This window comes from Corallococcus sp. AS-1-12 (assembly GCF_020036995.1).
In the GTDB taxonomy this organism is placed as follows: domain Bacteria; phylum Myxococcota; class Myxococcia; order Myxococcales; family Myxococcaceae; genus Corallococcus.
In genome coordinates, this window is sequence record NZ_JAIQDD010000006.1 from 15,018 (window position 1) to 27,999 (window position 12,982).

Annotated in this window: 13 protein-coding genes; 9 read left to right on the forward strand and 4 right to left on the reverse strand. The window is 70.9% G+C overall.

Features of this window, described 5'->3' with window-relative positions:
- Positions 1-80 precede the first annotated feature (80 nt).
- The gene (locus K8556_RS11870; RefSeq protein WP_223740160.1) at positions 81-278 is read right to left on the reverse strand and encodes a DUF6229 family protein; all 198 of its coding nucleotides are present in this window, start codon (positions 276-278) and stop codon (positions 81-83) included.
- A 379-nt stretch (positions 279-657) separates the two neighbouring features.
- Here K8556_RS11870 and K8556_RS11875 point away from each other — a divergent pair, with 379 nt between their 5' ends.
- Positions 658-2,124: a hypothetical protein gene (locus K8556_RS11875; protein ID WP_223740161.1), complete on the forward strand. Its 1,467-nt coding sequence runs from the start codon at positions 658-660 to the stop codon at positions 2,122-2,124.
- A gap of 15 nt (positions 2,125-2,139) precedes the next feature.
- Positions 2,140-3,513, forward strand: a complete 1,374-nt coding sequence (locus K8556_RS11880; RefSeq protein ID WP_223740162.1) for a metallophosphoesterase — start codon at positions 2,140-2,142, stop codon at positions 3,511-3,513.
- 9 nt (positions 3,514-3,522) lie between these two features.
- On the opposite strand, the gene K8556_RS11885 is transcribed toward K8556_RS11880, so the two are convergent.
- Entirely contained in the window at positions 3,523-4,722 is a 1,200-nt protein-coding gene (locus tag K8556_RS11885) for an MFS transporter (protein ID WP_223740163.1), read from the reverse strand.
- A gap of 327 nt (positions 4,723-5,049) precedes the next feature.
- Between K8556_RS11885 and K8556_RS11890 the strand changes: the two genes are divergently transcribed.
- Positions 5,050-5,526 carry an SMI1/KNR4 family protein gene (locus tag K8556_RS11890; RefSeq protein ID WP_370639920.1) on the forward strand — a complete coding sequence of 159 codons (477 nt, stop codon included), beginning with the start codon at positions 5,050-5,052 and terminating at the stop codon, positions 5,524-5,526.
- A gap of 1 nt (position 5,527) precedes the next feature.
- Here the strand turns inward: K8556_RS11890 and K8556_RS11895 are convergent, their stop codons facing one another.
- Positions 5,528-6,439 carry a glutaminase gene (locus K8556_RS11895; protein ID WP_223740165.1) on the reverse strand — a complete coding sequence of 304 codons (912 nt, stop codon included), beginning with the start codon at positions 6,437-6,439 and terminating at the stop codon, positions 5,528-5,530.
- Positions 6,440-6,509: 70 nt separating this feature from the next.
- Between K8556_RS11895 and K8556_RS11900 the strand changes: the two genes are divergently transcribed.
- The 4 genes from K8556_RS11900 to K8556_RS11915 all read left to right on the forward strand — a co-directional run bounded on the left by K8556_RS11900 (position 6,510) and on the right by K8556_RS11915 (position 9,487).
- A complete protein-coding gene (locus K8556_RS11900; RefSeq protein ID WP_223740166.1) occupies positions 6,510-7,904 on the forward strand; it encodes a S9 family peptidase in 1,395 nt (464 codons plus the stop codon).
- Between the two features lie 59 nt (positions 7,905-7,963).
- Positions 7,964-8,356, forward strand: a complete 393-nt coding sequence (locus tag K8556_RS11905) for a hypothetical protein (protein WP_223740167.1) — start codon at positions 7,964-7,966, stop codon at positions 8,354-8,356.
- A gap of 2 nt (positions 8,357-8,358) precedes the next feature.
- Positions 8,359-8,727 carry a DUSAM domain-containing protein gene (locus tag K8556_RS11910; RefSeq protein WP_223740168.1) on the forward strand — a complete coding sequence of 123 codons (369 nt, stop codon included), beginning with the start codon at positions 8,359-8,361 and terminating at the stop codon, positions 8,725-8,727.
- A 112-nt stretch (positions 8,728-8,839) separates the two neighbouring features.
- Positions 8,840-9,487: a dihydrofolate reductase family protein gene (locus K8556_RS11915; RefSeq protein WP_223740169.1), complete on the forward strand. Its 648-nt coding sequence runs from the start codon at positions 8,840-8,842 to the stop codon at positions 9,485-9,487.
- 13 nt (positions 9,488-9,500) lie between these two features.
- On the opposite strand, the gene K8556_RS11925 is transcribed toward K8556_RS11915, so the two are convergent.
- Positions 9,501-10,262 (reverse strand): ParA family protein, encoded by a 762-nt coding sequence (locus tag K8556_RS11925; RefSeq protein WP_304503957.1) that lies wholly within the window; start codon positions 10,260-10,262, stop codon positions 9,501-9,503.
- Between the two features lie 211 nt (positions 10,263-10,473).
- Here K8556_RS11925 and K8556_RS11930 point away from each other — a divergent pair, with 211 nt between their 5' ends.
- Positions 10,474-11,310 carry an MBL fold metallo-hydrolase gene (locus K8556_RS11930; protein WP_223740170.1) on the forward strand — a complete coding sequence of 279 codons (837 nt, stop codon included), beginning with the start codon at positions 10,474-10,476 and terminating at the stop codon, positions 11,308-11,310.
- A gap of 71 nt (positions 11,311-11,381) precedes the next feature.
- Positions 11,382-12,929 (forward strand): sigma-54-dependent Fis family transcriptional regulator, encoded by a 1,548-nt coding sequence (locus K8556_RS11935; protein WP_223740171.1) that lies wholly within the window; start codon positions 11,382-11,384, stop codon positions 12,927-12,929.
- The last annotated feature ends 53 nt before the right edge of the window (positions 12,930-12,982 follow it).

Here is a 12,982-nt window from a genome sequence, read left to right on the forward strand (position 1 = left end):
GGGTGGGAAAATCGGAAGACCCTCCGGCACCGCGCACGGCGCCGGAGGGGAGATTCATGCGGACGGGGGTCCGCGATGGATCAACAGCAGAAGCCGGTGGTGGAGGCGCTGCAACTGCTGCAGCCCGTGTTCTCCACGAGGTTGGACTCCGTGAGCGCCTGCTCCGTGCGCTGACCTCCCACGAACACCGGACCCGCCGGGTTCGTCAGGCCATGGGACTCCTCATCACCGGACAGCCAGCCCTGCACGACATCCTGGACCGAGGCCTTCATCGTCATGAGTGCTCTCCCTTGCGGCCGGACCCGCATGGCGAGGGGTGCCATGTGCGCCGGACGCGGAGCGAACGTGAACACAGACGCGCCCCGCAATGCCAGACGCACCGGGCCAAACAAATACATTTCGTCGCGACTTGCGCTTGCACGCCACAAGTCCAGGGAGGCTCGAATGGGGTGTAAGGGATTGCCACCATGAATCAGACAGGCCCCTGTCCAGGAGGACGAGATGACCGTGGACCAGGCGACAGGGCTGCCTCCGGGTCGCAGCGCGAGCCCGGCACGCGACACCCGCCTCCCCGAACGCCGGGGGCCGGACAGCCGGGCCCCTGACCGCTCTTTCCAGGTCGGCGGGGACGCCTAGGATGGCGGGGAGGAGGTGAACGTGGAGCGCTCCATCACCAACCCGGAGGACCCGCTGGTCTTCAACGGGATTGATGGCGTCACCGGGCAGTACCTGGTGCCGCCCGTCGCGTTGCCCGCGGCCGCGGAGGTGGCGGAGCCTCGGGACGAGGCCTTCGCGGCGTGGAGGAAGTGGCTCGAACTCCTCCCCATGCGGCTGAGCTTCGGCCTGCCGCCCGACGCGCCGCCGGAGGACTACACGAAGTCCGGCTGGGGCGTGGTGTTCCCCGCGTCCGCCTCCGACGAGCTCCGCAAGAGCCTGGAGCCGCTCCTCGCCCACCGGCGCGAGCGCGTGGAGGAAGCGGACCGGTGCCACGTGCTCACCTACCAGCCCGGTGAGACGGCGCATCAGTTCCTGGAGCGGCACGGGGCGCCCATCGGCGACGTGGAGCCGACGGTCGTCCCCTACTACCTCCTGCTCGTCGGCGGGCCTGACGTCATCCCCTTCGACGTGCAGCACTCGCTCTCCCTGTCGTACGCCGTGGGGCGGCTCTCCTTCGACACGCCCGCGGAGTACGCGCGCTACGCGGACAGCGTGGTGGCGTATGAGACGGGCGCCTCCGTACCCAATCACCGGCAGGTGAGCTGGTGGGGACCCAAGCACCCCGGGGACCGCTCCACGGAGCTCAGCGCGGACAGCCTCGTCGCGACGCTGGCCCGGGGCGCGCCGCTGGATCAGCCTCCCCAGCCGGCGAAGACGATCGCCGCGAAGGTCCGCTTCGTCAGCCGGGACGCCATCGAGGACGACGCGACCCGCGAGTGGCTGCTGGCCGCGCTCCACGGCCGGGACGTGCGCCCGGCGGTGCTCTTCACCGCGTCCCATGGCGTGGGCTTCAAGGCGAATGACCCGCTCCAGCTCGCCAAGCAGGGCGCGCTGCTGAGCCAGGACTGGGCGGGCTTTGGCGCGATGGCCCCCGCGCACTACGTGGCGGCGTCGGACATCCAGGACGACGCGCGGCTGCACGGCCTGGTGGCGTTCTTCTTCGCCTGCTTCGGCATGGGGACGCCCGCGCAGGACGAGTTCCCGCTCACGGCCTCCCGCGGCGGCGAAGCGCTCGCGAGCGCGCCCTTCGTCGCGGCCCTGCCCCGGCGGCTGCTGGCCCATCCCAACGGCGGCGCGCTGGCGGTCATCGGCCACGTGGAGCGGGCCTGGGGCTTCTCCATCAAGCCCCTGCAGATGACCCAGACGACCACCCACCCGTTCCGCAACACGCTCTGGAAGATCATGAGCGGCATGCCGGTGGGCCACGCGCTGAAGGACTTCCGCGACCGGTTCTCCGCCGCCAACAACATCCTGCTGACCCACCTGGACGCCAACACGTCCAACGGCAAGCTCGCGCCGCGCGAACTGCTGCACCGGTGGATTGAACGCAACGACGCTCGCAACTACGTGGTGCTCGGCGATCCCGCCGCGAGCATCCGGCACAACGACCTGCAGGCGCTTCCCTGAAAGGAGCATCGACCCATGCGAACGCTCATTCTCAGCGATCTCCACCTCGGCAACGGCGGCCCCTACGACATCTTCGCGGGCGCCGCCGAGCTGCCCGCCCTCTTCGACTCCTTCACCCGCACGCCCACCCACGTCGTCCTCAACGGGGACAGCTTCGACTTCCTGCTCAACGACGACCCGCTGGCGGTGGATCCCCAGCGGACGCTGGAGCAGGCCCGCGCGCTGGTGACGTCCGCGCAGACGGCGCCCGCGTTGAAGGCGCTCGGGCGGGTGCTGGCCTCGGGGGGGCGGGCGACGATGGTGGTGGGCAACCACGACCTGGAGCTGGCGCTGCCGGACGTCCAGGAGGTGATCCGCTCCGCGCTGGGACAGCCCGGGGAGATCGCTTCGCGGCTGGAGTTCCGGGACGGCACGGCTCCTTTGCAACTGGAGGTCGGCGGCTCTCGCGTGCTCGTCACCCACGGCGAGCACACCGACGTGGCGAACCGCATCGACTACGCGTCGCTCTTGTCGGCGGAGCGGGCGAACCGCTTCCGCTATCCGCCGGGCTCGGTGCTGGTGAAGACGCTGCTCAACCCGCTCAAGCACCAGCACCGCATGCGGTACATGGACCTGCTCAAGCCGGACTTCGAGGGCGCGGTGATGGTGGCGCTCGGCGTGAAGCCTGACGCGCTCAAGGTCCTGTTCAACGCGGGGACGCTCACGCTCATCCGGCGCCTGCTGGAGAACCGGGGCCTCGCGCCGGCCTTCGCGCTCGAACCGATGGACGCGGTGGGTGCATCCGACGCGGACGCGCGCCTGGCGCGCAGCCTGGCGCGGGTGGACCTGAAGGACGACGAGGTGGACGCGCTGCTGTCGGCGCTCGACCCGGAGAAGCTCAACGCCTTCGACAACCCGGAGGCCCTGGGCCGCGCCCGGTTGAAGCTGGCCAAGGCGGGGTTCGCGTTCTACGCCCGGCTGCACCGCTCGGTCGCCGGCAGGACCGGCACGGACTACTTCGCCCTGGAGCCCGGAAAGGATGAGCTCGCGGAGGCCGCGCGGCTGGGCAGGAAGTACAACCCGCAGGCGGTGGTGATGGGCCACACGCACGCGGCCCGCTGGCACGAGGGCGACGGCCCCCTCTATGCCAACACCGGCACGTGGATCTCCCTGCTGCGGCTGCCCGCCCCGGAGGCCTCCGACGAGGAATGGGGCGAGTACCTCGCGGAGCTCCAGCTCAATCCGTCACTGGAGCCGGCGAAGCAGAAGCACGCGAAGCTGGAGCAGCGCTTCACCTTCGTGGAGGTGGAGCCCCACGCTTCAGCGAAGGGCGCGACGCTGCGGCTGGCGCAGTGGACGGCTCAGGGCCCGAAGACGCTGCGCAGCGCGGAGCTCCCGGCCGGGAGCTGAGGTCCGCGCTCAGCGGGAGAGCTGGGGACGGTCCGCCACGGCGGACAGCCCCCCGTGCAGCAGGGCCAGCACCACGGCGACCCCGAGCATGTACGGGGCGATGAACTGAAGGCCCCAGCGCTCCGCGATGACACCCGCGAGGCTGGGCAGCGCCGCGACGCCCGTCGTCGCCGCGCTGACCTGGAAGCCCACCGCGTGCGCGGAGACGTCCAGCCCCACGCGGCGCGGCGTCTCCGACATCAGGGCCGGGAAGATGGGCGCCAGCGCCAACCCCAGCAGCGAGAGCCCCAGCGCGGGCGGCGCGGAGGGGAGCGCGAACAGGGCCGCGCCCGCCACGGCCAGCACGGTGCTCGCGCGCAGCATCCGCACGGGCCCGATGTGTTCGACGACGAAGCCGGAGAGGACGCGGCCCACCAGCAGGCTGCCCCAGTAGAGGCTCACACAGGTGCCCGCGGCGGCGGTGTGCAGACCCCGGCCTTCGGTGAGCACGGTGAAGCTCCACTGGCCTGCGGTCACCTCCACGCCCGTGTAGAAGAAGAACGTGAAGATCTGCAGCCACACGCGGGGCCGGCGCACGGCCTCCATCGCGGAAGCGGTGGGCACCTCCGCGCGAGGCTCCTCGCCCGGCGCTCCCACCGGCGCGTCCCACGACCGGCGCATCACCAGGAACGTCAGCGCCAGCGTCCCCAGGACCCCGGCGAGGACGGCATAGCCGGTCCTCCAATGCGCGCTCCGGGCGAGCAGCGCGGTCATCAACACCGGACCCATCGCGGCGCCCACGCTGTAGGCGGCGTGCAGCCAGCTCATGTGCTTGGGGCCGAAGTTCTGGGCCGCGTAGTTGTTGAGCGCGGAGTCGATGGCGCCCGAACCGAAGCCGATGAAGCACGCGGCGGCGAGGAACAGCACGAACAGGGGCACCGTCGCGTAGCCCGTGAGCCCCAGCGCCACGGAGCCGGTGCTCAGCGCCAGCAGCAGCCCCAGGTTCATCGCGCGCATCAGCCGGCCCGCGAACAACCCGGAGATGAAGTAGGCGACGGCGGCCGTCGCCAGGATGGAGCCCATCGCCGCCTGCGACAGGCCGAACGTACTTCGCAGTGAAGGCCACGCGACCCCGAGCACCGCGTCCGGCAACCCCAGGCTGACGAACGCCAGGTAGGCAAGCGTGAGAAGCGCGGGACGCGGACGGGGCACGGGCGAAGACGGGCTCACGCGGCGCACCGTAGATCGCGGCCCGGCATCCCGTGGGGACAACCCCGTCACATTTCCCACCGGGGTCTTGACCTTGACACCCGTGTCAGGCCCGAAGCTCTCGGCCATGGAGTCTTCAGGCCTGAGAAGGAAAGAACCCGGCCGGGACGCCCCGCCGGGAGCGGACCGCAGAAAACCTGTCCGACTGTCGGACAGGTTTGGAACAAGTCGGCCGGGAGCGGACTGCGCTGAAATCGCGGCTGCATGAGATGGACAGGCCGGTCAGCGATGCGAGCCGGTCTTGTGCATCCTCCATCGACCGAGTAGCCACATAGCCGCATGCCGACGATGACCGAGCTTCTCGACGCCGTGGCAGCCCAGCACTTTCCACATCCGCCCGCGACGGCGGCGGCAGTCGAGGCATTCGAACATCGCGTGGGATGGCAACTGGATCCGGACTTGCGCGCCTTCTACACGCGCTTTGATGGAGCCAGGCTGTTCCGCGGTTCCAACGCGCCCTACTACATCCTGCCGCTCGCGGAGGTGCGGCGCGCACGGGTCGTCATGTCCCAGGCCGACACGGACGCGGCGGGTCCCTCGGACTGGTACGCGGTGTGCCAGCTCCAGGACAGCAACTACGTGCTCCTGGACGTAGGGCAGCAGACGCATGGACGCCATCCCCTCCGCGACGGCTACCGTGAGGGATTTCCGGACCCCTACTACTGCCCGATCATCGCCAACTCGTTCGCGGAGTTCCTGGCGGGCGCACTGGCGTCCGATGGACGGTCCTATTGGCTGAAGGCCCTCGAAGAACAGGGCCAGTGAGCTAGAAGATGGACAGGCCGGTCAGCGTCGTGAACCGGTCCAGCGCCTCCACTCCCGCCACCGAGTTGCCCCGGGCGTCCAACCCGGGGCTCCACACGCACAGGCCGCAGCGGTTGGGGATGACGGCGATGATGCCTCCGCCCACGCCGCTCTTGCCCGGCAGCCCCACGCGGTAGGCGAACTCCCCCGCCGCGTCGTACGTGCCGCAGGTGAGCATCACCGCGTTGACCTGCTTGGCCTGGCTGCGCGTGAGCAGCCTCGACCCGTCCGCGCGCTGCCCGTGGCGGGCGAGGAAGCCACAGGCCCGCGCCAGGTCCGCGCAGCTCATCGCCAGCGAGCACTGCCAGAAGTAGTGCTCCAGCACCTCCGGGACGGCGCTCTCCATGTTGCCGTAGCTCGCCATGAAGTGGGCCAACGCTCGGTTGCGGTGGCCGTGATCCGCCTCCGACGCGGCGATGATCGGATCGAAGTCCACGGACGGGTTGCCGCTCTCCGCGCGCAAGAAGTCCCGCAGCGTGCCGCGCGCATCGCCGGTGAGCCGCTGCAACCGGTCCGTGATGACCAGCGCCCCCGCGTTGATGAACGGGTTGCGCGGGATGCCCTGCTCGTACTCCAACTGCACCAGCGAGTTGAACGGGTTGCCCGAGGGCTCCTTGCCCACTCGCTTCCACAGCGCGTCCCCGTCCCGCGACAGCGCGAGCGCCAGCGTGAACACCTTGGAGATGCTCTGGATGGAGAACGGCTCGCGCCAATCCCCCACGCCGTACACGTCCCCCTCCACCGTCGCGAGCGCCATGCCGAAACGGCGCGGGTCCACCGCCGCCAGCGCCGGGATGTACGTCGCCACGCGGCCCTGCCCCAGCACCGGCCGCACCGCGTCCCAGACCTCCGCCAACACCGCCTGGTAGTCCATGCGCCGCCATCCTCGTCCGGAATGGACGGGGACGCTTTCAGAAATTCCGCGCTGTAGTGTCTGCTGGAGCATGCGCTTCCTCCCGACCACGCTCCTGGCCCTCTCCCTCCTGGGCACCCTCCCCACCGCGTGCTGCAGCAACCCCAGTCCGTCCACCAACGCCTGTCAGCTCCCGGAGGAAACGCCGGCGGAGCCGGGCTCGGTCCAGGTGACGAAGCTCGGCGCCGGGGAGTACAGCGCCGCGGGCCAGACCTGGCCCTACCAGTTGCTCAAGCTGGAGGTCCCCGGCCGCGCCGCCACCTACGCGCAATGGTTCCCGCCCCGGAAGGCGGGCGTGTCCCCCACCGTGGTGCTCACCAGGCCCTACGACGGCATCGCCTGGACCGGAGAGGCCGTGGACGCGAAGTGGGCCGCGCGCGGCGCCGGCATCCACCCGGACGACAGCGAGCCGCACTACGGGCCGGGCTCGTCGCCCATCGCGTTCACGCCCACCACTCCCGAAATCATCGCGGGTGAGGCCTTCATCCACCTGGCCCATGACTTCGGCGTGCTCGCCATCTTCGGCCGCTTCTACGCGGGCGGAGACCTGCGGAACGACCGCGACGACATGAACGCGGGCATGCGCTTCCTGGCCCAGGCCCCCAACGTGGACACCCACCGCATCGGCATCTTCGGCGGCTCCTGGGGCGGCTACGAGGCGCTCTACGCGGCGGCGGATGCCCCCTCCACCGTGGTGCCCGCCGTGGGCGTCGCCCTGTCCCCGCTGTCCGACTTCGCCGCGGAGGTGGACTACGTGAGCCGGTGGGTGCCCGCGCGCGTGAGCGACCCGGCGATGCGCTCGCGCTACCAGCAGTTCTTCGAGCCCTACTTCCGCCGCATCTACGCCACCACCGGTGGAGACCCGGTCACCCCCGGCACGGACTACACGCGCTGGACCGCCGCCCACCTGGCCAGCACCCTCCAGACGCCGTTCCTCATCCTCCACGACGACTGGGACACGCTCATCCCGGTGGAGCACACGCGCGCGCTCGTCGCCCAGGACCCGCGGCGCTTCACGCCCCTGTACCTCCAGAACCTCCCGGCCGTGGACTGGAACACCCTGCCGCCGGACCACGGGCCGCTGCTCACCCGGCACGGCAGCGTCGTCATCACGCTGAGCCTGGGGCACCTCTACGTGACGCTGGGCGCGGCGGAGCAGCCCCTCTACGTCCCCCATGCCCAGGGCACCGTGCGCACGTGGCTGCAAGGCGTGCGCGCCGCCCAGGAGCAGGGCCGCGACGTGAGCGACGTGGTCCCCCGCCTGCAGGAGCTCACCGACCCGCGCGTGCTGATGTTCGAGCCCTCGCAGGGCACGTTCCAGCCGGGTGCCGCCTTCATCGCCCAGGAACTCAACGCCGTCTGGGGCACGAGCTTCACCGACGCCAACGTCCGATCGGCGCTGGCCCCCGGACTGCCCACGCCCTGAGCCAGACCATGCCCGTCTCCCCTGGCATCGGAAAACATCGAAACGCCCGACTCATGGGCATGCTCGCGACTGCGCTCGCATTCGTGGGCTGTGGTGGCGGCGCCCATACGCGTGCGAAGGACACCCAGCCCAGCGCCACCGTGGTGTACCTGGCCCAGGCGCAGTGCGGCCCCCAGGACTCCACCGTCAGTTGCTGCGTGAAGACGCACCCAGGCAATCCTGCTCGCTGTGGGGCCACGGAGTTGGAGGCCGAGGACATCCTCCTGTTCGCCCGAGCCTCCGAGGAGCTCTCCCGAGACCTTCCGGAGTGGAAGCGCGCCTGCCTGGAGACCTACGTGCATTGTCAGGAGGAACACTGGTCAGGCTCCTGCTACGACTGCTTCCGGTACTGCGAGGGACAACAGGGTGACTGGCCCCGCGACAAGTGCCGAAAGAGGAAGGGTGGTCGCTGAGCATGTCCGAGGACATCGACTGGGACCCCGTGCGGGAAATGGCCTCGCGCGTGGAGGCGGGAGAGGCGCTGGTGCTCACTCCCGAGGTGCGCGACCTCCTGCTGCGCACGGCCCGACAGGTGGCCATCCCCGAATCCGACGCGCAGGCAGCCATCCAAAGCGTGGCCACCGCGACCGCGCTGCTGCGCGAGGCACGCGGGCGAATTCGCGAGGGCTCCATCCGGCTGAACATCACGGAGATGAGGGCGCGGGACCTCGTGCGAGCAGGAGACAAGCCCGGAGCCCGGAAGTTGCTAGTGGACCTGCTCGCCGTGGAGACAGTGCCGCTCTACCGCGAGCAGGTAGAGCTGGCCCTGGAGGACCTGGACTGAGAAGCGCTCCCACGCCCTGAGCCAGCGCACGCCCGCCTGTTCCCTACGGCCCCGGAAGACACGGGCATGTCGATCCACGCCCGGGCCATTCGTCGCAAAGATGGACGGGCGAATGAACCGCCCGGAAGGGACGGATGCGACGATGGAGCTGACGGTGACGGAGTTCGTGACGCTGGACGGAGTGGTTCAGTCCCCGGGAGGCCCGGGCGAGGACACAAGCGGCGGCTTCGCCCATGGCGGCTGGGTGCAGCCCCATTCCAGCGAGGAGCTCGGCGCGCACGTCGTCGACATCTTCAGCCGGGCGGACGCGTTCCTGCTCGGGCGTGGCACGTACGACATCTTCGCCAGCTACTGGCCGCGCGTGACGGCCCCGGACAACCCCATCGCCCGGTCGCTCAACACGCTGCCCAAGCACGTGGCGTCCACCACGCTGCGCCGCGTGGACTGGACGAACTCGACGCTGCTGGAGGGCGACACGGTGGAGGCGGTGCGCCGCCTCAAGGCCTCGCCCGGCCGCGAACTCCAGGTCCATGGCAGTGGTGGCCTGCTGCAGACCCTGCTGGCGCATGACCTGGTGGACGTGCTGAACCTGCACGTCATCCCCGTGACGATTGGCAGCGGCCGGCGCCTCTTCGGAGCGGGGACGCAGCCTCGCATGATGCTGCTGGAAGCGTCCCGGATCACGCCCAGGGGAGTGGCGCTGCTCACCTACCGGCTCGCCGGCCCCCTGCGGACGGGGTCCATCGGACAAGCGGACTGAGGCATCTCGCGCGTCAGCGCAGCCCCGCGAGCTTCGCCAGCTCGCGGGCCATGGCGCGCAGCTCCTCCGCGCCCGCCGCGTTCGGGCTCACGTCGAACACCACCTCGTAGCCCAGCCCCGCCTGGTTGATGGCCTCCGAGCGCGGGACGCGCGCCTTCAGCACCGGCACCGTCACGTCCTTCAGCGCCTCCTCCATCGCCACGTTGGTCGCGGGCGTGCGCCGATCCCACAGGTTCACCGCGGCCACCAACTGGCCGCCCTCCTCGCGCACGTCGCGCCACGCCGTCTCAATCTCGCCCAGCCCCTGCAACGCGAACGCGCCCGTGGGCACCGGCGCCACCACCACGTCCGCGAAGCACAGCACGGCCTCCGTGAACGCCCCGATGCTCGGCGGCGTGTCCACGACGATGACGTCCGGCGTCCACGACAGCGTCTTCAGCGCGCGCGGGATCGCCTGGAGCCGGTGGCCCCAGCCGAACAGCTCGCGCTCCAGCGCCGCCATGCGCGGCGCCCCCGGCGCGATGAACAACCCCGGCCGCTTCGGCGACGCCACCACGATCTCATCCAGCTTGTGCTTCGGCCGGGGCCCGAACGCGTCCGCCACGCACGGGCCCTCCCGCGTCTCCAGGCCCAGCACCAGCGACGCGTGCGCCTGCGGATCCAGATCCAACAGCAGCACCCGGTGGCCCGCGTCCGCCAGCGCCGCCGCCACATGCGAACACAGGGTCGTCTTCCCCACGCCCCCCTTGATGGTGCAGAACGCAATCGTCGGCATGGCCCCGGGGTCTACCAGGAATCCCCCACGGCGCGGGGCCGCGCCGGTTTGGACCGCCCGCCCCATCCGGGGCGCTCCATTCTGGAGCGGCCCACCCCGCCCTCCCCCACGACTCCAATGATTCCAGCCCCTTGGCGCTGGCACCGGACGTGCTCTGTCCCCTCCACGTCAGGGCGCCCCCAGCGGGTGTCGGAGCATCAGGAGACTCACCATGGAAATCCGCTTCTTTGGCGTTCGGGGCAGCATCGCGGTGTCGGGCTCGCGCATCGGCGGCAACACGGCGTGCGTGGAGGTGACGAGCCAGGGCGAGCGGCTGATCCTCGACGCGGGCACGGGCATCCGGACGCTGGGCGAGGTCATGATGCGCGAGGGCGCGCCTCAGAAGGCGACGATGTTCTTCTCCCACCTGCACTGGGATCACGTGCAGGGCTTCCCCTTCTTCACGCCCGCGTACCTGCCCACCACGTCACTGACGATGTACGGCCCCGGCGCGAACGGGGCCCAGGCGCTGGAGTCCACGCTGTCGCAGCAGATGCGCCCGCCGCAGTTCCCGGTGCCGCTGTCCACCATGCGCTCGAAGATGTCCTTCGGCGCCGCGCTGCACGGCCGCACCGTGGAGGTGGGCCCCTTCAAGGTGACGCCCATCGACGTGCCGCACCCGGACGGGTGCATGGCCTACCGCGTGGAGGCGGACGGCCACTCCTTCGTGTACGCCACGGACGTGGAGCTGCCGGAGCGCCTCACGTCCGACGTGGCCCGCCACTTCGAGGGCGCGGACGCGCTGTGCCTGGACGCGCAGTACACGCCCGACGAGTACGAGGGCCGCAAGGGCATGTCCAAGAAGGGCTGGGGCCACTCGACGATGATGGACGCGGCCAAGGTGGCCAAGGACCTGCACGCCGGGCGCCTCTTCCTCTTCCACCACGACCCGTCCCACGCGGACGAGCTGCTGGAGGACATGGCGCAGGAGGCCCGCGGCCTGTTCCCCTTCACCGAGCCCGCGCGCGAAGGCCAGCGCATGCTCCTGGGCCGCGCGGCGGGCGCATGAGCGCCGCGAGCCCGGAGCCGTGCGATAGACTGTCTCCAGCGCCCTTCTCACTTCCGCCGCTGCCCGCCGCCATGCCCTCGTCCCCGCCGGATGTGTCCCAGGTCCTGCTCCCCCTTGGCGGCCTCGTCGGGCGCGAGGTGGACCTGGACGCCTTCCTCCAGACGCTCGTGGACCGCATCGCCATCACGCTCCAGGCGGACCGGGGCACGCTGTGGCTGTTGGACCCCGTGCGCCGCGAGCTGTTCAGCCGCGCGGCCCACCTGCCGGAGGTCGCGCAGATCCGCGTGAAGCTGGGCCAGGGCGTGGCGGGCTACGTGGCGGAGGCCGGCGAGCCCGTGCACGTGCCGGATCCGCGCGGCGAGCGCCGCTTCTTCGCGGACATCGACCGGATGACGGGCTACCGCACCATCAGCCTGGCCGCGGTGCCGCTGCGCGACGCTGCGGGCGCCGTGTACGGCGTGCTCCAGGTGCTCAACCGCCTGGGCGGAGGCCCCTTCACGGAGGAGGACACCCGGAAGCTCACCGACATCGCGGCCCAGGTGAGCACCGCGCTTCAAAGCACCAGCCTCTACCAGGAGCTCCAGCGCGCGAAGGACCAGCCGCAGGCCCCGGTGGGATACTTCTTCAACCGCATCATCGGTGAAGCCCCGCCGCTCAAGGCGCTCTACCGCCTGGTGCAGAAGGCCGCGCCCACGGACGCCACCGTGCTGCTGCGCGGAGAGAGCGGCTGCGGCAAGGAGCTCTTCGCGCGCGCCATCCACGTCAACGGCCCCCGGCGCGACAAGCCCTTCGTGAAGGTGGACTGCGCGGCCCTGCCCGCCGCCCTCATCGAGAACGAGCTCTTCGGCCACGAGAAGGGCGCCTTCACCGGCGCCGACCACCGCGTGCCCGGCAAGTTCGAGGCGGCCGACGGCGGCACCGTCTTCATCGACGAGCTGGGCGAGCTGCCCCAGGCCGTGCAGGGCAAGCTGCTGCGCGTGCTGCAGGACCGCGAGTTCGAGCGCGTGGGCGGCACCCAGGCCGTCAAGGTGGACGTGCGCATCGTCGCGGCCACCCACCGCGACCTGCCGCGCATGGTGGCGGAGGGGCGGTTCCGCGAGGACCTCTACTACCGCATCAAGGTCGTGGAGCTGCTCCTGCCCCCGCTGCGCGAGCGCGGCGCGGAGGACATCGAGCGGCTCGCCCGCCACTTCGTCGCCACCGCGGCGAAGCGCCACCGCCTGCCCGTGCCCCGGCTCAGCACCGCCGCGCTCGCGCGGCTCAAGCGCTACCGCTGGCCCGGCAACGTGCGCGAGCTGGAGAACTGCATCGAGAGCGCCGTGGTGCTCTCCGAGGGCGAAATCCAGGAGGAGCACCTGCCCCTGCCCTCCCTGGACCGGGCGCTCGCTCCCGCCGGGCCCAGCACCGAGCCCAACACCGAGCCCGGCACCGGGCCCACCGGGCCCCGCGCGCCGGACGCGCCGCTCCTGCTTCCGCTGGCGGAGGTGGAGCGCCGCCACATCCTGCGCGTGCTGGAGGCCGTGAAGGGCAACCGCACCGCCGCGGCGCGCACGCTGGAGATCGGCCGCAACACGCTCGCCCGCAAGCTCAAGGAGTACGGCCTGGCGGACGAGGGCTGAGCTTCGAACCGCGCTCGGAAGGCCGAACCCTGCCCCCCAGCGAGCGGCCAGCG